This is a genomic window from Bifidobacterium vespertilionis (assembly GCF_008698145.1).
GTDB classification, from domain to species: domain Bacteria; phylum Actinomycetota; class Actinomycetes; order Actinomycetales; family Bifidobacteriaceae; genus Bifidobacterium; species Bifidobacterium vespertilionis.
Map to the genome: position 1 here is coordinate 60,605 of NZ_RZNZ01000006.1, position 22,492 is coordinate 83,096.

A 22,492-nucleotide genomic window follows, 5' to 3' on the forward strand; every position below is an offset into this window, starting at 1 on the left:
GAAACATCTTGCGGCACCGCAGTCTTGCAACACCGTGTCTTGCTACGTCGCACGCGCCATCCACATCACTTCACATCGGAGCGTCTGATGACCAGCTGTCCGATCGCATAGGCCACCGCAGCCCACGCGAGGAAGATCAGACCGGACTGCCACCATGTCGGATCGAAATAATCGATCTTGCTGTCTCCTGTCACGCCTATTGACAGACCGCTGTCCATCGCGTTCCCCACCATGCCGTTGAGGAAATCGCCGAGCGCGGAGCTGGGCATGCAGTTGGACAGACTCTGAAACGCCGGACGCAGCTTCTCGCTGAACGCGGCGATGCTGAGCATGGACGGCAGGATGGTCCACAGGCCGATCAGCGCGAAAACGCCGCCCACCGTGGATCGGCAGATCGCACCGAGCCCCAGCGACATGATCGTCATGAGCATGCTGGCCACCGGGCCTCCCAATATGCACACCACAGGCAGGAGCCGCTGTGATTGAGTCAGCGGCGTGATCTCGATGCCGGAAAGGATGCCCCGGACCGCCGCCCACGACAGCCCGACGCCCACAAGCGAAGCAAGGAGCGACAGCGCGCCGGCCACCGTGGCCTTCGCAGCCAGATACATGCCACGCCGCGGATTGGCCACGAAACCGGACTGAATGGTGAGATTCGTGTACTCGCTGGTGATCGACATGACGCCGAAAATGCCGAACACCAAGGACGCGGTGGTGATCATGCCCACCGTGGACGTCCAGATATACGCCGCCTCGACGGGCTTCGGCGTGGTCAGCGTGACCATTTCGCCGGTTTCGACGTTGTAGTCCATGAATGCCATCGCCTTGTACGACCATGCTGAGATCGCTCCGCCCGCCACGATGAGTAGCGCGGCGACACCGAGCAGCCAGCAGGTGGATTTGATGGATGCGAGTTTGGTGAGTTCGGCGCGCACGCTGCCGATGTAGGTAAGTTTGAGTCGGCTGGCGGCCATGCGACGGCCGGTGGTGTAGCCTCCGTTGCCGGCGGCATTGCGCGCGGGGGTGGTGGTCGGGGCGGTCATCGGTCGGACTCCTTCGTGGGTTGCACGGGTTGCATGGTTTGCACGGTTTGAGAAGGCTGCGTTGGCTCGTCCGTCGGGGACGACGGGGCTGGAGCGGCGGGAACGGCTGGCGCAGCGGGAGCAGCGGGAGCTGTGGGAGCAAAACTGGGCTCCACCGATGCCGGCAAACCGTATTGTATGGGCCGCTGGCCAGGCACTTCGCGGTTCGCGTACTGCACCTGACTGTGGGTGAGGGTCATGTACGCGTCTTCCAGCGAGGCATGCTCCTCAATGAACTCGTAGGTGATCAGCTGCGCCTGTGCGAACACGCGGGCGGCGGCTTCCAGATCAGCACCCGCAATGCGGAACACCTCGCCATTGGCCGGATCGGAGGCATTGCGCTCCGCCGGTTCAATCCTCACCTGCGGCGCCGATGCGAAGATTGCCCGCAGCTTGCCGGGTTCAGGCGTCGCAACACGCAGCGCATGCGCGGAATGCTCGGCCACGAAGTGGGAAACCGTTGTGGTTTCAAGAATCCGCCCCTGTCCGATGATGACAAGGTTATCCGCCGTGAGCGCCACCTCGCTCATGAGATGGGAGCTCAACAGCACCGCGCGTCCCTGCCCGGCATAGAAGCGGCACAGTTCACGCACCCATTTGACGCCTTCCGGATCGAGTCCGTTGACCGGTTCATCCAGAACAAGGTTCCGGGGATCGCCCAGCAGGGCCGCGGCGATGGATAACCGCTGACTCATACCAAGGCTGAACGCGCCCGCCCGGCGTTTTTTGACCGATCCTATGCCGGTCAGATCGATCACCTCGTCCACGCGGGACGCGGGAATGCCGTTGGTCTGGGCCAAAGCCTTCAGATGCGCATAAGCGGAACGCCCCTTATGAGCCGACTTGGCATCAAGCACCGCACCAACGGCGGCCATGGGCGCCTTGATCGACGCGAACGGTTTGCCGTCGATGAGCGCCCGACCGGAATCGGGCGTGATCAATCCCAGCGCGGCACGCATCGTCGTGGATTTGCCGGCACCATTGGGCCCGAGGAAACCGGTGACCTTCCCGTCCTCAGCCATGAAGCTGACGTCGTTCAGAACCTGTTTTCCCCCGAAACGCTTGCTGATATGTTGGATCTCTATCATGTTCCAACCGTAGCATTCCAAGGCCCGCGGCGACAGCCCCGGTCAACGCCTGTGGACCACGGGATCAAGCACTGAGCGCGTGCGATCATGCAATCCCTTGTGGAGGATGCGGCAGTGGGGACGCGACAACATGGTGATGCAACAGCGGGGATGCAACGGGACCGGCCTCAATGGCGTCGCAATGACGTCGCAATGGCGTCACGATGGCGTCACGATGCAAACGGCATAACCTGACGGCAAGTGCCTGCGCTCGGAGACAAACGCCTGCGCGGGGCAAGCACCTACGCGGCGTGCTGCGCGATCCAGCTGTGCATGGCCACGGCCGCCGCCGCGCCCGCATTGATGGAGCGCACCGACCCAAACTGGGAGATATACACCACGTTATCCGCCAATTCGAGCGCTTTGTCGCTCAATCCCGGCCCCTCCGCGCCGAACAGCATGAGGCACCGCTTGGGAAACCGATAGCCTTCGATGGGCACGGCGCCGGGAATGATGTCCAGCGCGATCACGCGGGCCGATTCCAGTTCCCGGATGCGCGCATCGGCCTCGTCGACCTTCCGCATGGCTGAGTGAAGAGCGTCCGCATCCCCAGCGCCTGCCGCCTGATGAGCATGGAAGGCCGCCGCCGCTGCATCGGCACGCGCCGATGCGATTTCACCGACGATGCGGTACCGCCAGGATTCCACCAGCGCGGCGATGGAAGGGTGATGCTCGACGTGTTGGTACAGCTCGGTCATCAGGGCACCCTTGCGGTTCCATTTGTGCGGGCCGACGATATGGACACGCCGCGCGGTGAATGCATTGGCGGTACGGACCATGGAGCCGATGTTGAAATCATGTGTCCAGTTCTCCACGGCCACTTCGAAGTCATGCCGGCCCTTGGCATCCAGATCGGCCTTGATGGCTTCGACGGTCCAGTACCGATAGCGATCAAGCACATTGCGGCGGTCGCCTTCATCCAATAGGACCGTGCTATATCGACGATCGAAATTGGATGATGACGGGTCGTCGGGGCGAGCCTCGCCGGGGTGGGCCTGGCTCCAGGGACCGACGCCGACTTCGCGGAATTCCGGTTCCCCGGATGCCTTTGCCGCCAATGTGATGGGATTGGGTTCTCTCATCAGCCGCGCAGTTGATCCTCATCGTAGGCGCGAATGAACGGCAGATCGCTCTCGTCACCGGTCACCGGATGGATGACTTTCAGCGTGCTGAACGGGCCGCCGATGAGTGCCGCCACCGCCAGCACTTCCGCGCCTTCGTTCTTCACAATGCCGAAGTCGAGGCTCAGTTCATTGCCATTGCGCAGCGTGACCAAAGAGGAGGTCTGCACATAGGACTTCTCGCTCAGCCAGGAATCCACCAGAATGACTCGCTTGCCCTTGATGGAGGGGCCCTTGATGGAGGGGTAGACGAAATCCATGACGAAACCGTCGAGATCCTGTCCGCGGGATCCCGCCGCCGTAATCATGGACGTGACCAGCGGAACCGCCGCCGCGGTCAATGCTCCGACTGCGTCGAAGTCGTCGAGCGTATAACCGGATTCCTCGACCGTATCCAGCAGCACGTGGCCGGTCAGCTCGGCGCCACGATGGTGGAACGTCACATCGGACAGCTCACTGAACGGCTTCCGGGCAACGAAGGCGGACAGCAGCTGACCAAGCTGAGTCTTTGGATCCTGCATTTCGAACGACACATCGCCACGCAAACCGGCGGGACCGGTGGGGCGGAAACCAGTGGAAGCGTCATCTGTCAAAGCCATGATCCCAGCCTATCCGCAACCTCGTACCTATTATTCATGCGCACTCCTTTCACTGCGTGCCTTTCGCTGCGCACCTTTCGCTGCGCATCTTTCGCTGCGCACCTTTCACTGCACGCCTTTCGCTGCACGCCTTTCGCTGCACGCCGCATCCGATGAATTTGCGCAGCGCATCCAGTCGGCAGCCACGCTTCAGCTTGCGACCAGTGTCCCGAGCACTCCGGTTCCGCGCGAACATGGTTCCACCACTGATCCGCGATATCACCGTTTGCAATCACTGTTCGCATTGTCACCGGTCCGCGCCTGCCACCGCTTGATGGTCCCCCGATTCGATTCCCGCCTCGGCGGGCTGCATCTCGGGAGCTTGCGTTTCGGGAGCCGTCAATTCTCGGATATTGCCTTTCTCCGAATCAATGAGTTCCACATCGCCGATCACGCGCGACCGGTCCAGTTTCTGCAGTTTGCGCGCCGAAACCAGCACACGCGATTCCAGCGATGCCGCAAATTGGTTGTACGCGCCAACGGTCTTGGTGATGGCCGTCCCAAGCTTGGTGGCACGATCCCCCAGCACTGCAAAACGCTCGTACAATTCGCGGGACAGGTCGAACAGCGTTTTTGCATCGTCGGTCAGACTCTGCTGCTGCCACGCGTAGGCCACCGACTTGAGCACCGCCCACAGCGTGACTGGGGACGTCAAAGCGACCTTCCGGGCAAATGCGTCATCCATCAGGGCCGGATCCGATTCAAGCGCCGCCTGCAGCAACGCCTCATTGGGAATGAAAGCGATTACGAAGTCCGGCGCAACCGGGAATGCTCCCCAGTACGCCTTGTCGGACAACGCACGGACATGCTCCCGCAGATCATGGGCGTGGGCATGCAACAGGTCGGCCTTGCGTTCCAATTCCTCAGGCGAGGCGGTGTCGGGAATCGCACACGCCCTCTGATAACTGGCATATGGCACCTTGGCATCAATGGGAATCGTTTTGCCGCCTGGCAGATGAACCACCATGTCCGGCCTCAGAATCCGGCCTTCCGCGTCCGTTACAACCACCTGGGTGTCGAAATCGACATGATCCAACAGACCAGCGGATTCCACGATATTCCTGAGCTGGGCTTCCCCCCATGCTCCGCGTACCTTATTATTGCGCAACGCAGCCGACAGAGAGCTGGTCTCACGATCCAGTCGCGCCTGCTGCTCACCAAGCCCCTTAAGCTGCTCGCCCAATGCGCCCATCTCCTGCTTGCGTCCCTCTTCGATCTGCGTGACCTTGAGTTGCAGCGCATCCAGGTTCTTTTGCACGGGTGCCAGCGCACTGAGCACCTTGCTTTGCTCCTTAAGAGCACTCTCCTGTTCGCGTTCGCGACGCGCAGCCTCCTCCTGCGCACGCTCCCGCTCGCGCTGCAGGCGCACCTGCTCGGCCTGCTGGGATTGCGCCAGCTGAGATTGAACAAACCCCAGCTGACGCTCCAGTCCCTCGGATTGCGTGCGCGCGGCAACCGCCTGCGAATTGGCCCGCTCCAATTCCGCGCGCATGGTTTCCAGACGGGAACGGCCGTCCTCCAGCTCGTGCGTGGCTTGGGCACGCACCGATTCCGCCCCCTTGGTTTTGCCCAGCAGGTACCCTGCCAGCAGCCCCAAAGCGGCTCCGATCACCAGCGCTGAGATCAGCGCGACTATTGCAGTTACATCGAACATATGTTCTATGCAAGCATTCCGCATGGACCACACCTACCGGACCTTTACAGGAGAAACTTCCGCACCCCTTGCAAAATAAGGCGACACGCCGATCGTCCATGCTCGAACATATGTTCTATATCAACGCCGAAACGCCGAGAGCTTAAATATCTAAGCCCCGGGGAGAAAAGCGGCCGGTCTCCCTTTCGGAACGCATGCGGCCGCGTAGAGTTGGCAACGTACTTATCGAGACGGAGGAGGAACGATGGGATTCGATCTCTTCATGCTGGCCATAGCCGTCATCACGGCTGGTCTGCTCACCTGGTTCATTATTCGTTTCTTCTTTGGCGAGCGCAAAGCCTCGGAAAGCACCGTTGCCAATGGCTCGCAAAGCGCAAACATCACAGTCCACGGCGGCTACTCGCCAGACATCGTCCAGCTCAGGGCCGGAATACCGACCGAATTGGTCTTCGACCGGCAGGAGACCGGCGAATGCACATCGCATGTCGTATTCGCGGATCTTGGCCTCGACGCGGCTCTACCCGGGAACGCCAAGACAACCGTCAAGCTTCCCCCACTGCCTGCGGGTGATTACCCGTTCGCCTGTGGCATGAACATGGTCCATGGCCTGCTGAGGGTAACCGGCGAGTCATCCGCCTCGACGCCGAAAGCTGAGGAAACGCGCACCGGCGGAGTAGCGGCCAACCCGGCGGATGCCTTGGAAAACGAACGATTGGATGCGGAGGAACGTCGCGCGGAGATCAAAAGCACGGCACGACTGACGCTGATCGCCGCCATTTTCACGATTCCGGTATTCATCGTGGCAATGCTATCCATGCACAACGGCTCCATGCTTCCCGAATGGATGACCAATCCATGGCTGCAAGCCATCCTGATCACACCCGTCATGTTCTATTGCGGCAATCCCATTCATCGCGTTGGCTGGGCCGCCATGCGGCATCACAGCCCGGATATGAACTCATTGGTCGCACTCGGAACCGGAGCCGCCTACGTCTATAGTCTGGTGACCTGCATCGCCTCCAGTCTTATGCCCACAGGATCCAGGGATCCCTACTTCGAATCGGTGGGCGTGGTCATCACGCTTGTGCTCGTCGGCCGTCTGCTTGAAGCGAAGGCCCGCGAAGGCACTGGCAAGGCCGTGCAGTCTCTGATCAAGCTCGCCCCCAGAACGGCCCGCCGTATCACGCAGGACGATCTCCATGCCGGCGAAGCCCATTGGAAACTGCTGAGCACCGGCACGGACGTTGCCGTCGATCAGCTTTCCACCGGAGATCTGTTGGTCATCCATCCCGGTGAGCGCATCCCCGCGGATGGCGTGGTTGTCGCAGGATCGGCACAAGTGGATGAGTCCATGATCACCGGCGAATCCAAGCCCGTTGCCAAGCAAGTGGACGCCACGGTAACAGGCGCCACCATGACGATGAAGGGCTCGTTCGTCATGCGAGCCACTCAGATCGGCGCGGACAGCGTCCTGTCGCAGATCATCACGCTGGTGTCCCGTGCACAGGCGACCAAAGCCCCCGTGCAGAAGCTGGCCGATCGCATCGCCCGGATTTTCGTGCCCGCGGTGATGATCATCGCCATCTGGACGTTCGTGGTCTGGACTGTGGTGGGACCACAACCCCGCTTGGCGCACGCACTGGTGGCAGCCGTCAGCGTGCTCATCATCGCATGCCCGTGCGCACTGGGATTGGCCACCCCGCTGTCGGTGACCGTGGCCACCGGCCTGGGGGCAACTAACGGTGTGCTCGTCACTTCCGCACAGGCATTGGAAGACGCAAGGCGCATCAGGACCGTCGTATTCGACAAAACCGGAACCATCACCCGCGGCATCACGGATGCGGGATCCTCACTGGATAAAGCGTCCTACACCAACGACACCATCAAGGATGGATCCAAGGAGGCGGTCACCGCATTGCGCAACGCCGGCATCCGCACGGTGATGCTGAGTGGAGACAAGGCCGAAGTCGCCGAACGCATCGCCAGCGAAGTCGGCATCGATACCGTCATCGCGCAGGTACGGCCGGATGGCAAGGCCGACTGGATCGCCAAACTGCAGGCCGAGCGCGATCAGACCGGGCACCACGACGAACTTATCGCCATGGTCGGCGACGGCATCAACGATGCCCCCGCCTTGGCACGTGCGGACATCGGATTCGCCATCGGCACCGGCACAGACGTGGCCATGCAGTCCGCGGACGTGACGCTGATGAGCGGCGATTTGCGCGGCGTGCTGAGGACCATCAACCTTTCGAACGCCACCATGCGCAATATCAAAGAGAATCTGGCATGGGCGTTCGGATACAACGTCATCGGCATCCCACTTGCCGCCGGCGTTCTCTATCCATTCACCGGGTGGCTGCTGAGCCCCATGATCGCCGGACTGGCCATGGCACTCAGCTCGGTCTGTCTGGTACTGAACGCGAACCGTCTGCATCATGCAAACATCCGGGAGGACGCCGTCGGTGCACCGGCAGCAGCACGCAGTGGCCAGAGCTCCAGCAGCAATACTGGCATCGCTACGAATTCCAGCAACCGGACCGGACGCGTGAACGTCATTATCGACGAGCACACCACGATTGTCGGCGCCGGCACCGGGCTTGCCAACAATGCCGCGGCCAACAATGTCTCAGCCAGCACCAGCAATACTGCGACCATTGATGTCGAATCCGCATCAGGGATCACCAGCCAAGCGCCGCACGCAACCGCATCCGGTAGTATGCCCGCACATCACACTAGCAACGAAGACGGCACCGCCGTCAACAACAATCACAACAATAAGGAGAACACCATGGAAATGCACCACATGCATATGGACAAGCCTGTCGAAGGCGAGACCGCCACCGATCCGGTGTGCGGTATGACCGTCGCCATCAACGCCGACGCCATCACCCGCGAATATGAGGGCAAGACCTACTACTTCTGCGGCGAACACTGCGCCACCAACTTCAGCAAGGCACCGCAGGTTTTCCTGAGCTGAGCACGTAACGGCGGGCAGGGCAGGCAAGGCGGGCAAAGAAGGCACAAACCGGCAAGACCGGCGCAAGGCAGGTACACGGACAGCACACGGACGGATACCTGCTACATACAAAAATCGGTTCCCCTCCATATTTCCAAATCTTCATATGAAGGGGAACCGATTTTCAGAATGGCAGCTCAAATCACCCAGCGGACTGTCCGTTCGCTTGTGTCCAGTTCGCCTGTGCGCATGTGCGCCCGTTCGTCTGCTCGCTGGCCGCCCAAGGGGTCGCCTCGGTCACCCGAGTGACTGCTTGCTTTTGAACCAATCCGTTGGATCAAGAGCAAGCAGTCAGCCCGCCGACGTCAGTCCTTCGACCCCTGAGCGGATCCATCGCTACCCGCACCGGATTCACCCTCAGCATCAGAACCGTCCGCGGAGGAATCCGCGTCCCCATCGGCCTCGACATGGTCCACGGAGACATCCGGATCGTCGGGGACGATCTTGTCGGACGCCCAGGCGGAGAGCTCCAGATGGTCGCCGCCGGTCTGATCGACCAGCACGGTGTCGCCGTCGTGGACCTTGCCGGCCAGCAGCATGCGGGCCAGCTGGTCGCCGACCTCGGTCTGGACCAGACGACGCAGCGGACGAGCGCCGTACGCCGGATCGTAACCGGTGTTGGCAAGCCATTCGCGGGCCGAATCGGTCACGTCGAGGCTGATGCGGCGCTCGGTGAGGCGAGCGGCCACGCCCTTGACCTGGATGTCCACGATGCTGCCCAGCTCCTCGCGGGTGAGCGGGTGGAACATCACGATGTCGTCCAAGCGGTTCAGGAACTCCGGCTTGAAGTTCATGTGCACAGCGTCCATCACGGCCTTCTTCTTGGCGTCCGCGTCCATATCCTCGTTCACGAGGAACTGCGAACCCAAGTTGGAGGTCATGATCAGGATCGTGTTCTTGAAGTCCACGGTCCTGCCCTGGCCATCGGTCAGGCGGCCATCGTCCAGCACCTGCAGCAGCACGTCGAAGATCTCCGGATTGGCCTTCTCGACCTCGTCGAAAAGGACCACCGAGTACGGACGACGGCGCACGGCCTCGGTCAGCTGGCCACCCTGCTCGTAGCCGACGTAACCCGGCGCGGCACCGATCAGGCGGGACACGGAGGCCTTCTCCATGTACTCGGACATGTCGATGCGCACCATGGCCTTCTCGTCGTCGAACAGGAAGTCCGCGAGCGCCTTGGCGAGCTCGGTCTTGCCCACGCCGGTGGGGCCGAGGAACAGGAACGAGCCGGTCGGACGGTTCGGATCGGAGATGCCGGCGCGCGAACGACGCACGGCGTCGCTCACCGCGGCCACGGCCTCCTTCTGACCGATCACGCGCTTGCCGAGGTAGTCCTCCATGTGCAGAAGCTTCTCGTTCTCGCCCTGCATCAGGCGGCCCACGGGGATGCCGGTCCAGTCGGAGACGATCTCCGCCACGGAATCGGCATCCACGCGATCGGGGACCATCGGCTCCGGCTTAGGAACACCGTTCGCGCCATCGCCCGAATCCACGGATTCGGCGTCGGCGGATTCGGCCTTGGCCAGCTCCTTCTGGATGGCGGGGATGTCGCCGTACAGGATCTTCGACGCCTTGGCGAGGTCGCCCTCACGGGTGGCCTTGTCCGCCTGTACGCGCAGATCGTCCAGCTTGGCGCGCAGATCGCCGACCTTGTTGTGGCCGGCCTGCTCAGCGTCCCACTTGGCCTTGAGCCCGCCCAGCTTCTCGCGGGTGTCGGCCAGCTCGGCCTGCAGCTTGCCCAAACGCTCCTTGGACGCGGGGTCCTCGGCCTTCTTAAGCTGCATCTCCTCCATCTCGAGACGCGTGACCTTGCGCTGCAGCTCATCGATCTCCTCGGGCTGCGAGTCGAGCTCCATGCGCAGGTGCGCGGCGGCCTCGTCAACCAGATCGATGGCCTTGTCCGGCAGCTGACGACCCGAAATGTAACGGTTCGACAGCGTGGCGGCCGCGACCAGCGCATCATCGCCGATCGTCACCTTGTGGTGGGCCTCATAGCGCTGCTTCAGGCCGCGCAGGATCGCGATCGTGTCCTCCACGCTCGGCTCTCCCACGAACACCTGCTGGAAACGACGCTCAAGCGCCGGATCCTTCTCGATGTTCTCGCGGTACTCGTCCAGCGTGGTCGCGCCGATCAGGCGCAGCTCGCCGCGGGCCAGCATGGGCTTGAGCATGTTGCCGGCGTCCATGGAGCCCTCCGCGGCACCGGCGCCCACGATCGTGTGGATCTCGTCGATGAACGTGATGATCTGCCCGTTGGCGCTCTTGATCTCGTTCAGGACGGCCTTCAGGCGCTCCTCGAACTCGCCACGGTACTTGGATCCGGCCACCATGGAGCCCAGATCCAGCGAGATGAGCTTCTTGCCTTGCAGCGTGGTGGGCACGTCGCCGGCCACGATGCGCTGGGCCAGTCCCTCGACGACGGCGGTCTTGCCGACGCCGGGCTCGCCGATCAGCACCGGGTTGTTCTTGGTGCGGCGGGACAGGATCTGGATGACGCGGCGGATCTCCGAGTCACGGCCGATCACCGGATCCAGCTTGCCCTCCTTCGCCTGGGCGGTCAGGTCAGTGGAGTACTTCTCCAGCGCCTTGTAGCTGCCCTCGGCGTCCGGGCTGGTGACCTTCGCGCCGCCACGCACGCCGGGCACGGCCTTGCGCAACGCATCCGCGGTCACGCCGTTCTGCTTGAAGATGTCCGCGCTCTGGTTGGGCGCCGACGCCACGATGCCGATGAGCAGGTGCTCGGTGGACACGTACTCGTCGCCCATCGCCTGCATTTCCTTTTCCGCCTGGGCCAGCGCGGCGGTGAGCTGACGGCTCGCCTGCAGCTGGGAGGTGGTGGAGCCGGACGCGCTCGGCAGTCCGACCAACGCATTGCGCACGGCGGCCCCGATGCGTTGCGGGTCGCCGCCTGCGGCCTGAATCAGACCGCGAACCACGCCCTGCTCCTGACGAAGCAGCGCGTCAACAAGATGCAGCGTCTCCACCTGGGCGTTGCCCGCGGCGGAGGCACTCTGGATGGCGTCCCCTATGGCTTCCTGCGCCATCGTTGTGAACTTCTGTTCCATATCGTCCTCCTACGTAGCGCGCCACGATCGACGTCCCGGTCCGGCCGCATCCTCCGCGGCCCGGCCGACCGATCCCGGCGCTATGTCGTTGCCTGACATGCTCAACCGGTTCGTCACCCATTCTATTCCCAAAACTTGAGCCCAACACACTCAAGTTTTGAGATCGAGGATGCGAAACGCGGACACAAAGCCCACACACAGCCCACGCGAGGACCGCACGAAAGCCCATCAAGCCCCCAACCCCACCCACGATTTAGTACAATTGAGATCAGCTTCGATCGAAAACAAAGGAGAACGATCATGAAGGGGCAGGGAACAACCGACGGCGCACCGCTGCGCGTGGGCATCGTGGACAACGACCCGCTTGTCCTGACGATGCTGGAGCGCAGCCTGACGTCACCGGGCGCGCCGGTCACGGTCATCTGGACGGCCACGAGCGCCGTGGAGGCCCTGCAACGCTGCATGACCGCCGACGATCGCCCCGATCTGACGCTCACCGACCTGCAGATGCCGGGAGTCGACGGATTCGAGCTCGCCCGCAGACTGCGCGCCCAATACCCCGGCATGTCCATCGTGGGCATCACCGCGTTCCTGACCAGCCTCGCAGCCAGCACGAAGGACGCCGGCACAGGTGCCGCACTGGACGCCATTGTGGACAAGGCCACGCCCGCGCGCGACCTGATCGCCGAGCTGGCCACGATCAGCGGCAACACACGCCTGCTCACATGGGTAGCGCAACAGGACGCCGCCAAGGAGCTGAGCCCCCAGGAGCTCGAAGTGATGCGCCTGTATTCCGACGGCCACACCAACGACGCGATCGCACGCCGCCTGAACGTGAGCCTGACCACCGTGAAGACATACGCGCGCAGGGCGTTCGAAAAACTCGGCGTCCACTCACGGACCGAGGCCGCGATCGCCTGCCTCAAGCGCGGACTGATCTGAAATCCAGATCCGGTTACCGCAGTTTGCCCAGAGGATCACGCCCGCAGTCGTAAATCTGCTTGCCCCTGTCGCTTCCGGATCCTTCCTCATCCAGAATCGCATACGGTCCAGTGCGCTGCCGAGTGTCATGGGTTAACTCATCGACGGTATAAGACTCATCCACAAGCCTATGATCAATCAAACACTGCACAATATAAGGAGCGGTATCTATGTTATCCGGGTTTGCCGTAGCTTGACTATATATTGGAGCCAGCATGCCATATCCCGTATCGTAATTGCATCGCTGCAGTGCATCTTCAGAATGCGTATCTCGCCCCGTTATAGGCTGACCATCCAGTCGCGCGAGTGATCCAGCACCACTTTCATTTGTTTGCACAAAGACGAAAACTCTCATCCGAAAAACATTTTCGAACTCTGTTCTGGAATTCATTCATCTCATCAACAGAGACAATATTATCAGAAATGATCTGTTTCAGATAATCACTATTGTTGATCTTAAGTAATTTCTGAATATCTGTCTGATAATTACTTATATCTGCATCATAAGAATAGGTAATATTCTCCTCATTAAAAGTAGGACCCTCATCAGTACGATCAGTAGAATTCGCACAAGAACCAAATAGAACAGCACAACAAAACAATAAAACGATACAAGCAGAAGTATGAAATATATTCTTCATCATATCTACTCCACATTCCCCAATGGATCACGAACACAAACAGAAGTTTGATTCCGCTTTTGCACATCAGCACTTTCATCATCCAAAACTTCAAATGGTCCAGATCGCTGCTGACTATCATGAACGTAATCCGCAATACTATATGATTGATCCGCAAGACCATGGTCAATCAAACACTTCACAACATATGGTTTGAGATCAAGATTCTTAGGATTATATACTGCACTAGCATATTTCACCACCAATCTGGAATATCCAGTGTCATCAGAGCATTTATAAGTCACGTTATCCAAATCTTCCAACGAGACTTCCACACTTTGCCCATCAAGGCGACTGACAGTGCTGTTTCCGGAATTGACATCGTAAGAGAAATTATATCCTCTCTGCGCATAACACTGCTTAACACGTCGATTGAACTCATTCATCTCGTCAGCGGTAAGCGCATCATCAGCAACTATCGCTTTAAGATACTCATTATCCACACTACCTGTAACAATGGCATCGATCTCTTGTTGATAGGCAGTAATATCAACATTCTTCAAGAACCGAGTCCCTTGATTTACTTGACTCGACTGAGGTGAATTACCACTTGAACAAGACACTAAAAGAACAAGCATAACAACCATAATCACACAACGATTTATCTTTTTCATCTATTACTCCTCAATAACAATTGGGCATTGATTCTTATCAATGCCCAATCATCTCAAGTATATCAATGATATACTCGCATCCACCATCGCGTTATTGCAGGCACCTGCGCCGGCAACACCGCCACTCGACTTACACCTGGACCATCATTAAAAAAAGGATCATCATCACCAGGAGCCACACGTGGTCCGCGTTTTTCAGTACCATAAAGAATAAGTACGTGTTGGATTCCGGCGTCACAACTGAAGTTAACACTGTACTCTTTATGCGTACTATACGAACAATTATAGTTATCGTAAGCCGATGCAGAATTCAAAGAGAATGGCAAGATTGCACTAACTACCGCAATTATCATTGCACATGCCATATACCTGACTGCAATAACATGCTTTTTCATGATTATTCCTTTCATTATATTTTATGCGTAAAATACACGAGTCCAAAACTGAGAGATACCCATGGCCTCACCTGAAAGCAAAGGCACATAACTCACATCCTTGCCATAGCCGAAGTCATCGTTGGGATCAACAACTTGTCCATAATGAATCTGAGTAAACGTAATCAGTACATGCTGAATCCCATAATCACAGCTGTAGTTAACACTGCGAATAGGATATGTGCGATACGTACATTCATATTCATTTACGGAATCTGATGCCGCATATGCCGTTCCACCCATGCTAAGCAAACAAGCCATGGTAACAGCCATCGACAACATGATTGCCCGTCGCTTCAATCGAGAACACTTCATTGTATTTCCTCTTTCTAAGTTCATTTTGAACTTACTATCAATATATCCCTGCATCATTTTTATTTCTCATCACTTTTGTCGTCCGAATGGTCAGTTTCAGCGATTTGCAATAATTAAATCACTGGACAAATATACAGTGATTCATAATTCTTTTTCAGGAGCAATAAAAGATCCATCATCCCATCCTCCCCAGCGGATCAATCCCGCACTCGTACACCTGCTTGCCCTTGCCGGACTGCGGCCCCTCCTGATCGAGGATCCTGTACGGGCCGGAGCGGGAGGCGCTGTCGCGCTGGTAGTCCGCGACCGTGTACGACGGGTCCACCAGTCCGTAGTCGATGAAGCACTGCACCACGTACGGGGAGAGATCCTTGATGTTGTCGGGGTTGCGGACGGCGTTGGTGTAGATGCGCTGGATGGTGCCGAATCCGGTCTTCTCCTCGCAGGAGATGGCGACGTCGTTGGCACCTCGTGGATCATCGGACGGGGATTTGCCGTCAAGCCGATCAACCTGCGCGCCGCCGGTCTGCAGCGCCGTGTATTTGTATCCGGCATCAGCGTAGCATTGTTGCGTCCGCCGGTACACCTCGTCCATCTCCTCGGCGGTCACCACGTCGTCGGCTATGATCGTCTTCAGGAAATCGCTCCCGGTGCGGGCCGCTTCGCGATCCAGATCGTCCCGATAGTTTCGCACATCGGCATCGCGGGAATAGCGCACCTCATCGAGCTGTGTTTGTGTGGCGACCGGCGAACCGACCCCGCCCATTCCGGCGCACGACCCCAGCATCGACAATATCGCCAACGTCATCATCGCCGCCAACGCGACCGCGCACTTCGGCGTGCGTCCTGTTCCATCCCCATTCATCATTGCCTTCCTCCAAACTCGCGGGTCTTCGCTGAACCTGCTTTCACGCTACCAATCCGCGGCACGCAACGGGCGTCGGCATTGTCGTCCGTTCGGCCAGTTTGGCGAGTTCGGAGCATTCGTCCATCACGCCGCGGCATGCGCCGGCGCGGGCAGCGTGACGGCGATCGACCACTCCCCCTCCTCGCGGGAGACGGCTACCGTGCCGCCATAGGGCTTCAGGCTGCGCCGCATGAGCGGCAGTCCGACGCCGCCGGAGAGCGGATCGTCCGCAGGCGATGCCGAACCATCAGGCAACTCCGGGCCAACGGACGAACCGTCAGCCAAGCCACCAGACGCGTCCGCGCCGTCAACAGCGCCCGCGCCGGTGCACATATTGGACGACCATATGCGCGCGCCGGACCCATTGGACATCATGGTCACGGCGATGGCGCATGGGCCCGGCGAGGCGTATTTGAGCATGTTGTTGCCCATTTCGTCGATGATCCGGACCATCAGATCGAGCCGCGCCGCACCCATGACCGTCAAGTCGCCGCGCGTCAGGGTCTCGCATCGCAACCCCACGGTATTGAGCCGGTCGGCGATCTGCCGCATGCGCCGATCGACCACGATCGCGCCGATCTCGGCATTTCCGGCGAGCCCGTCCGCGTCCGCGGCAGGCTCCCCCTCCCCGGTCGGATTTCCCCCTGACCGCCCAGCTGCCTCCCCATCCGGCGCGGCGACGGTCCCCTCGTGTTCATCGACCAAGCGCCGGGTGGGATCGATCACCTCGCGGCGCAACGTCCCGAGCGTCTGCGCGAGCACGCCCTCCACCTGACGCGCCCGCTCGCGCAGCGCCGACAGGTCCATACCCCCTTGACCGTCGCCGCGATCATCCTCCAACTCGCGGCACAGCCAGATCGCATACGTGAGCGATCCGGCCACGGATCCATGCAGCTCATGCAGCAGCCGCAATCGCTCCTCGTACTGCCGATTCTCCTGCAGCAGCAATTCATGCCGCGCCTCGGCCCGACTGTGCTCGCGCACGGATACCCGCCACATGCGCAGGCTCACGCCCAGCGCCGCCGCAAACAGCATGAACGGCAGCATCTCGAACGAACTGTGATGCGAGACCGGCCACATCGGACGGTCACCCTGCGCCCACGCGATGCCACACACCACCGCCACGGCCGCCGCGGCGGGCACGATCAGCCCCTCCATGGCGAACACGGCCAACGCGTAGCAGAAACCCCACAGGCTTTGGACGAACGCATCCGATGGCAGCAGCCCTTCGGCGACGGTGACGATGACGATCGCCACGGCGGACGAGACGGGCTTGAACGGCAAAGCGACCAATGCCGCCATGTAGATCACGGACACCGCGACGTCCGGCCCATCCATCATCTCGAACCCGATGGGGTGCAGATTCCACAAGGCCATCGCGAGACATGCAATCGCCGCGACGGCGTGCATGACGTTGCGGGCGGGCGGCCGGCCGAATGGATGAAAACGGCCGGAAGGACTAGGAAGGCCGGAGGGAAGGATGGTCGATGGCATATCCGATGCTCGCTTTCCGAGCCGCCGTTGAGCTCGCTGCCTTCCAATCTAGCGCGGGCGCGGGCGCGGGGCGAACGGGCCTTGTCGTCCGTTCGGCCGGATTGCGGTTGCGGGTCCGCTCAGGCGTGCGCGCACAGATTCGCAAGCCTGTCGCGGAATGCCGCGATGAACCGGCCGGCATCCACGTCGAGGGCCACATGCGCGGTCTTGGGCCACTTGCGCAGGCGGATCGGGTCGCCGATCGTGCGGCCGCGGAAACCGTGCCCGTTGCCGGTGGCGGTTTCGACCATCATGTTCACGTCGAAGCACGTGACCAGACTCGGATCCAGCGCCACGGCGGCGGCGAGCGGGTCGTGCAGGGGGCTGCCGGCCAGGAAGACCGGATCGGATGCCTCGTTAGCGTTGATGTAGAAGCCGACCATGTCCGCCAGGAACGCGCCGGCCGGGGTGCCGGTGGCGCGCCAGGCGGCCGCGTCCGCGCGGGTCATGAGGCACTGGTGGGTCACGTCGAGGCCGATCATCATCACGTCCGGAACCGTGCGGAACACCAGGTTCGCGGACTCCGGGTCCTGGAAGATATTCGTCTCGCAGATGAGGTCGTAGCAGTTGCCCTCCTGCGTCAGGGCGCCGCCCATGATCACGAGCTTCAGGTCAGGGACGATGTCCGGGGCGGCCTTGATCGCCGCCGCCACATCGGTGAGAGGACCGGTGGCCAGCACGGTCACGGCCCGACCATGGGCGCGGACCTCGTCGATGATGAATCGGACGCCGGCGGGCGGCTCATCGCCATCACGCCACTCGGACGGGCGGGTGGCGAAGGATCGGTTCGCGGATTCACCCGGAGTGAGGTCGTGCCGCTCGCCGCCGAGGGACAGCACGGCGGGACGGCTGAGAGTCGCGACACGGGCGGAGACGGGTGACGGCTCGGCGAGTGCGAATGCACCGGGCGACGGCACCGCCTGTGCCGGCAACGTCGACGGCACCGGCGGGCGGACATTGCCCAACCCATTGGTGCCGTGGAACCGGGCGCATCCCTCGTCCACCGCGAAGCCGTCGACCCACGCCGGGCACACGCAGCCGCGCAGCACCGGGATGCCAGCCGCGCCCGGAACCGCGCCGGCGAACAGATCCAACACCGCGCGATTGTTGCGCACGGCCGTGGACGCCAGAACATTGCCATAGGTGCCCACCACGCCCGCAAGCTCGCATTCCCCCGTGCGGGCCGCGTCCAGCAGATAGCACAGGGCCAGCGTGTCATCGATGCCGGTGTCCACATCCAATACGATTCGGGGGGTTGCGGTCATTGTGGTCCTTTCTCATTGGCCGGGGACGGTCCAGTAGTCTCGTCGCTGCATAACGGCCGCCCCGGCGAAATGGTTCCAGCATATCGTTCCGGTATCTCAAACCCGGTATCTCGAGGTATCTCACACAGTGGGGGCGGATTTCGGCCTTTGCACGACGACATACATCAAAGTGGGGGCGCCGATGACCGGCATCCGCCCTGCAAATGGGCTCAATTCACGCCTAAAACGCCCATATTCTCGAGGTATTCGCCCAACGCGACGCCCCCACTTTGACGTATAGCGCTCTGCAAAGGCCGAAATCCGCCCCGACTATGCGAGATACCTCGCAAAATGCACGGCCGCGGACGCAGACGCCGCCACAGCCACAGCCACAGCCACAGCCACAGCCACAGCCACAATGCGACGCGTATCACACGCGTACCACACCACCCGGCGCGCAGCTTGTTGACACAAAAAACGCGCCGCGCGAACCGCCGTAAACCGGCAGCCCGCGCGGCGCGTCGAGCCTTCCCCCATCAAACCGTCGCGCGGTCTGCGCGAGGCTCCAAGGCAATCCCCTTACTTGCCCAGGAACTCGTTGGTCGAGACGTCAGACACCTTGGGCGCCTGCTTGACCACGTTGTCGCTCGCATCGGTGAACGCGTCGGCCTCGGCAATGAAGTCGAGGTACTTCTGCACGCCGTCGAAGTCGTTGGTGCCGAGCACGAAGGAACCGTCCTTGATCTTGGCCGGGTCACCCCAGTACTGGCCCTCGGTGATCACCTGCATGCTGCGCTTGACGAAGTCGAGCTTAAGGGTGTCGTCGCCGGCGTCGTCCACAAGGATCTGCGCGGCCTCGTCCGGGTTCTGATAGGCGTACTCGTAGCCCTTCTGAGCGGCCTGGGTGAACGCGCGCACGGTATCCGGGTCCTCCTTGATCTTCTTCTCGGAGGTGATGATGCCGATGCCGTCCGCATTGCCGGGCACGCCGTAGTCGGGCTCGGTGAAGCAGTTGAGCTTGGGGCCGTACATCTCGGCCTGCACGCCCTCCCAGGTGGCGTAGAAGCCGCCAAAGTCGGCCTGGCCGGAGCTCAGGGTCTGGAACGTGTTGGTGCCCACGGTCACCTTGTCGAACTCGCCCTTGCCGCCGTCGGCCTGGATCATGCGGCGGATCACGGCGTCGGACTCGTTGGAGCCGAAGGTGGCGAAGGTCTTGCCGTCGAAGTCCTTCGGGGACTTGATGGCGGTGTTGGAGGCGAGCGAGCACCACACGGCGGACGGCTTCTGCTGGACCTGCAGGGTCTGGATGATGCCGGCGCCCTTGAGGCTGTAGCTCGCGGCGTTGGTCAGGTTGGATAGCGCGAAGTCGGCCTGGCCGGTGGACACGGCGTGTTCGGCGCCCGCCTGACCCACGGCGATGATGTCCACGTCAAGGCCGGCGTCCTTGAAGTAGCCCTTGTTCTTGGCCACGTACACGCCGATGTGGTTGGTGTCGGGCACCCACGCGAGCATGAAGGTGACCTTCTTAAGCTCCTTGGACGCCGAGGACGACGTCGACCCGGAGGCCGGGGCGGAGGCGGTGGTGTTGGCGTCGCCGCCGCACGCGGCCAGCGAAAGCGCCATGGCTGCCGCGCCCGCAAGCGCGACGATCTTGCGCATGATCTTCATGATGATTCCCTAATCCATCTCTCGAAGCGCCGCGCTCTGGGAGCATTTGAAAACACGATCGAACCGGCAGAGCACGGCGCGTAGGGCCGGTTCGCGGCGCCGATGTCCCCTCGCGCCCGCTCTTCAAGGCGCAGGTTTGCCACACATCGGCGTCAAAACACTGCAAGTATAGCGCGGCCCCTTCACAGCCCCGCCCCGGCACCGCCATCCGCCCCGGCACCCGCCCCGTCACCCGGCCCGTCCGCAATGCGCCCATCGCGCCCCCGCACCCGCCCGATGCTCCTATACTCACCTGCGTGAGAGAGCCCCGCGACCGCACGGGGACAACCCCTACCGGGACCGAGGGATCATGCTGTTTCAATCCGGCTCGCTGCTGCTGGTGATCGTCGCCGCCTATCTGCTCAAACACCTCCACGTGTTCGGCGACCGCGACTACAAGGTGGCGCAGGGCCTCGTCTTCAATCTCACGCTGCCCTGCGCGATTGTGATGAGCTTCGCCACCAACGAGCACGACATGTCCATGCTGTGGATCGTGCTGTTCGGCTTCGTCTGCGCGCTCGCGCCCATGATCGTGGTCTACTTCGGTTCTCGCCGCGACGAGACCCGCTACCGCGCCTACCAGATGCTCAACGCCTCGGGACTCAACCTGGGCGCGTTCTGCCTGCCCGTGGTGCAGACGATCATCGGGCCCTCGGCCGGCCTGCCCGTGGTGATGATGGACATCGGCAACGCGATGGTGGCCACCGCGCTGGCCCTGACCCTCACCAAGGGCCTGCTGCACATGGGCGACGCGGCCCAGTCCCTGCCGCTGGGCATGCGGCTGCGCAACATCGCGCGCGACTTCCTGAGTTCCACCTCGTTCGACACGTACATGCTCATGCTGCTGCTCATGTTCACGCATGTGACGATCCCGCATTGGATCGTCTCGCTGGTCACGCCGTTCGCCAACGCCAACGCGTTCATGACGATGGCGATGATCGGCCTGATGATGGAGATCCCGCAGGAGCGCAAGGATCGTATGGAGCTGCTCAAGGTGGTGGCGTGGCGCGCGCTGTTCGCGGTGCTGATCGGCGCGGCCGGTTGGACGCTGCTGCCGTTCGATCGCGAAATCCGCGGGATCATGCTGCTGTGCGCGGCCAGCCCGGTGACGATCTTCTCCACGAAGTTCACCGATTCGCTCACCGGCAACCCGAAGCTCGCCGGATTCAGCCTGACGGTGACCGGCGTGTTGGGACTGATCGCGATGACGATCATCCACGCCGTGGTGAGTTTGTAGGAGCCTTGGAGGGTTGTCGGCCAATCAGGGTGCAGCGCTGGCCGATTGCCCCTTTTTCGTCATCCTGAGCGAAGCCCGACAGGGCGCAGCGAAGGATCCTTAATTTTGTGCATAAGGCAAGGATCCTTCGACTCCGCTACGCTCCGCTCAGGATGACGGGAAGGGGCTACGGGCCACTCAGGTGACGGGAAGGGGCCCCGTGCCACTCAGGTGATGGGAAGGAACTACGCTCCGCTCAGGATGACGGAGGAAGCGCATCCGCCCGCTCAGGATGCGGCAGAAACTCAGCCGCGCACCACGATGTTGCGCAGGCTGCCGATGCCCTCGACGTGCACCACGGCCTCGTCGCCCGGGTCCAGATGACCAGACGCGTTCGGCGTGCCCGTGAGGATCACGTCGCCCGGCAGCAGCGTGGAGAAGCTCGAGATGGCGGCGATCTGCTGCGGGATCGAATGGATCAGGCCCGCGGTGGTGCCCGACGCCTCCGGAACGTCCTCGCCGTTGAGCGTGAACGAGATCTTCGCGTCAGCCCAGTTCAGATCGGTCTGGATCCACGGGCCCAGCGGGCAGGAGGTGTCGAAGCCCTTGGCGCGCGTCCACATCGGGTCGCCGCCCTGCAGGTCGCGCAGGGTCACGTCGTTCACGCACGTGAAGCCCAGCACGTAGTCCATCGCCTCATTCTCCGTGACGTTCTTGGCGATGCGGCCCATCACCACGGCCACCTCCGGCTCGAAGTTCATGTCGTGGGAGTACTGCGGGATCACGATCGGATCGTCCGGGCCGATCACCGACGTGCTCGGCTTGGTGAAGATCCACATGTCCTCAGGCGCGTGGGCCACCTCGGAATGACCGGCCTCGTGCATGAACTGCGCGTGGGCCTCGTAGTTCTTGGCCAGGCCGAACACCTTCGAGGGGATCACCGGGGCCAGCAGGCGGACGCCATCGGCGTCCAGCGCGTAGCGCTTGCCCGTGGGCTTGACGGTGCCGGGGCCCAGCGGATAGCCGTCGAGCTCCACCAAGTAATCCTTGCCGTCCGACTGGTCCTCCTGCACGAAGGCGTAGCGGGGCGATTCATTGAGCGAAAAACGTGCGATTCTCATGCGGCCAGTCTACCCTCCGGTGCACACGGGC

At 61.4% G+C, this 22,492-nt stretch carries 18 protein-coding genes; 3 read left to right on the plus strand and 15 right to left on the minus strand.

All coding sequences use genetic code 11. The features are described from left to right. Positions 1 to 65: 65 nt before the first annotated feature. The 5 genes from EMO90_RS05460 to rmuC form a co-directional block, all read right to left on the minus strand. The gene (locus EMO90_RS05460; RefSeq protein ID WP_150354456.1) at positions 66 to 1,043 is read right to left on the minus strand and encodes a permease of ABC transporter system; all 978 of its coding nucleotides are present in this window, start codon (positions 1,041 to 1,043) and stop codon (positions 66 to 68) included. Then, positions 1,040 to 2,170 (minus strand): ATP-binding cassette domain-containing protein, encoded by a 1,131-nt coding sequence (locus EMO90_RS05465; RefSeq protein ID WP_150354455.1) that lies wholly within the window; start codon positions 2,168 to 2,170, stop codon positions 1,040 to 1,042. Before EMO90_RS05465 ends, EMO90_RS05460 begins: the two co-directional genes overlap by 4 nt. 281 nt (positions 2,171 to 2,451) lie before the next feature. Continuing rightward, positions 2,452 to 3,291, minus strand: a complete 840-nt coding sequence (locus tag EMO90_RS05470) for a TrmH family RNA methyltransferase (RefSeq protein ID WP_150354454.1) — start codon at positions 3,289 to 3,291, stop codon at positions 2,452 to 2,454. Then, positions 3,291 to 3,851 carry an orotate phosphoribosyltransferase gene (locus EMO90_RS05475; RefSeq protein WP_395952933.1) on the minus strand — a complete coding sequence of 187 codons (561 nt, stop codon included), beginning with the start codon at positions 3,849 to 3,851 and terminating at the stop codon, positions 3,291 to 3,293. Before EMO90_RS05475 ends, EMO90_RS05470 begins: the two co-directional genes overlap by 1 nt. 364 nt (positions 3,852 to 4,215) lie before the next feature. Further along, a complete protein-coding gene (gene rmuC, locus EMO90_RS05480) occupies positions 4,216 to 5,622 on the minus strand; it encodes a DNA recombination protein RmuC (RefSeq protein WP_150354453.1) in 1,407 nt (468 codons plus the stop codon). Between the two features lie 244 nt (positions 5,623 to 5,866). On the opposite strand from rmuC, the gene EMO90_RS05485 reads away from it, so the two are divergent. After that, positions 5,867 to 8,602 carry an HAD-IC family P-type ATPase gene (locus EMO90_RS05485; protein WP_150354452.1) on the plus strand — a complete coding sequence of 912 codons (2,736 nt, stop codon included), beginning with the start codon at positions 5,867 to 5,869 and terminating at the stop codon, positions 8,600 to 8,602. 344 nt (positions 8,603 to 8,946) lie between these two features. Here the strand turns inward: EMO90_RS05485 and clpB are convergent, their stop codons facing one another. Further along, positions 8,947 to 11,709, minus strand: coding sequence for an ATP-dependent chaperone ClpB (clpB, locus tag EMO90_RS05490; protein ID WP_190972051.1), 2,763 nt, complete (start codon positions 11,707 to 11,709; stop codon positions 8,947 to 8,949). Between the two features lie 300 nt (positions 11,710 to 12,009). Between clpB and EMO90_RS05495 the strand changes: the two genes are divergently transcribed. After that, complete coding sequence (locus EMO90_RS05495) at positions 12,010 to 12,651, plus strand: response regulator transcription factor (RefSeq protein WP_150354451.1); 642 nt, start codon at positions 12,010 to 12,012, stop codon at positions 12,649 to 12,651. Between the two features lie 362 nt (positions 12,652 to 13,013). Here the strand turns inward: EMO90_RS05495 and EMO90_RS05500 are convergent, their stop codons facing one another. The 8 genes from EMO90_RS05500 to EMO90_RS05535 form a co-directional block, all read right to left on the minus strand. Then, positions 13,014 to 13,334, minus strand: coding sequence for a hypothetical protein (locus EMO90_RS05500; RefSeq protein ID WP_150354450.1), 321 nt, complete (start codon positions 13,332 to 13,334; stop codon positions 13,014 to 13,016). Between the two features lie 2 nt (positions 13,335 to 13,336). Further along, positions 13,337 to 13,984 (minus strand): hypothetical protein, encoded by a 648-nt coding sequence (locus EMO90_RS05505; RefSeq protein ID WP_150354449.1) that lies wholly within the window; start codon positions 13,982 to 13,984, stop codon positions 13,337 to 13,339. Positions 13,985 to 14,046: 62 nt separating this feature from the next. Beyond that, complete coding sequence (locus EMO90_RS05510; RefSeq protein ID WP_150354448.1) at positions 14,047 to 14,379, minus strand: hypothetical protein; 333 nt, start codon at positions 14,377 to 14,379, stop codon at positions 14,047 to 14,049. Positions 14,380 to 14,400: 21 nt separating this feature from the next. Then, positions 14,401 to 14,691, minus strand: a complete 291-nt coding sequence (locus tag EMO90_RS05515; protein ID WP_150354447.1) for a hypothetical protein — start codon at positions 14,689 to 14,691, stop codon at positions 14,401 to 14,403. 217 nt (positions 14,692 to 14,908) lie between these two features. Continuing rightward, positions 14,909 to 15,601: a hypothetical protein gene (locus tag EMO90_RS05520; protein WP_150354446.1), complete on the minus strand. Its 693-nt coding sequence runs from the start codon at positions 15,599 to 15,601 to the stop codon at positions 14,909 to 14,911. A 123-nt stretch (positions 15,602 to 15,724) separates the two neighbouring features. After that, a complete protein-coding gene (locus EMO90_RS05525) occupies positions 15,725 to 17,017 on the minus strand; it encodes a sensor histidine kinase (protein WP_150354445.1) in 1,293 nt (430 codons plus the stop codon). 236 nt (positions 17,018 to 17,253) lie between these two features. Continuing rightward, positions 17,254 to 18,438 carry a nucleoside hydrolase gene (locus EMO90_RS05530; protein WP_150354444.1) on the minus strand — a complete coding sequence of 395 codons (1,185 nt, stop codon included), beginning with the start codon at positions 18,436 to 18,438 and terminating at the stop codon, positions 17,254 to 17,256. Positions 18,439 to 18,996: 558 nt separating this feature from the next. Next, positions 18,997 to 20,085: an ABC transporter substrate-binding protein gene (locus EMO90_RS05535; protein WP_150354443.1), complete on the minus strand. Its 1,089-nt coding sequence runs from the start codon at positions 20,083 to 20,085 to the stop codon at positions 18,997 to 18,999. A gap of 349 nt (positions 20,086 to 20,434) precedes the next feature. Between EMO90_RS05535 and EMO90_RS05540 the strand changes: the two genes are divergently transcribed. Then, positions 20,435 to 21,361: an AEC family transporter gene (locus tag EMO90_RS05540; protein WP_150355145.1), complete on the plus strand. Its 927-nt coding sequence runs from the start codon at positions 20,435 to 20,437 to the stop codon at positions 21,359 to 21,361. Positions 21,362 to 21,645: 284 nt separating this feature from the next. Here EMO90_RS05540 and EMO90_RS05545 read toward each other — a convergent pair whose 3' ends face one another. Further along, positions 21,646 to 22,461 carry a fumarylacetoacetate hydrolase family protein gene (locus EMO90_RS05545; RefSeq protein ID WP_150355146.1) on the minus strand — a complete coding sequence of 272 codons (816 nt, stop codon included), beginning with the start codon at positions 22,459 to 22,461 and terminating at the stop codon, positions 21,646 to 21,648. Between the last annotated feature and the right edge of the window lie 31 nt (positions 22,462 to 22,492).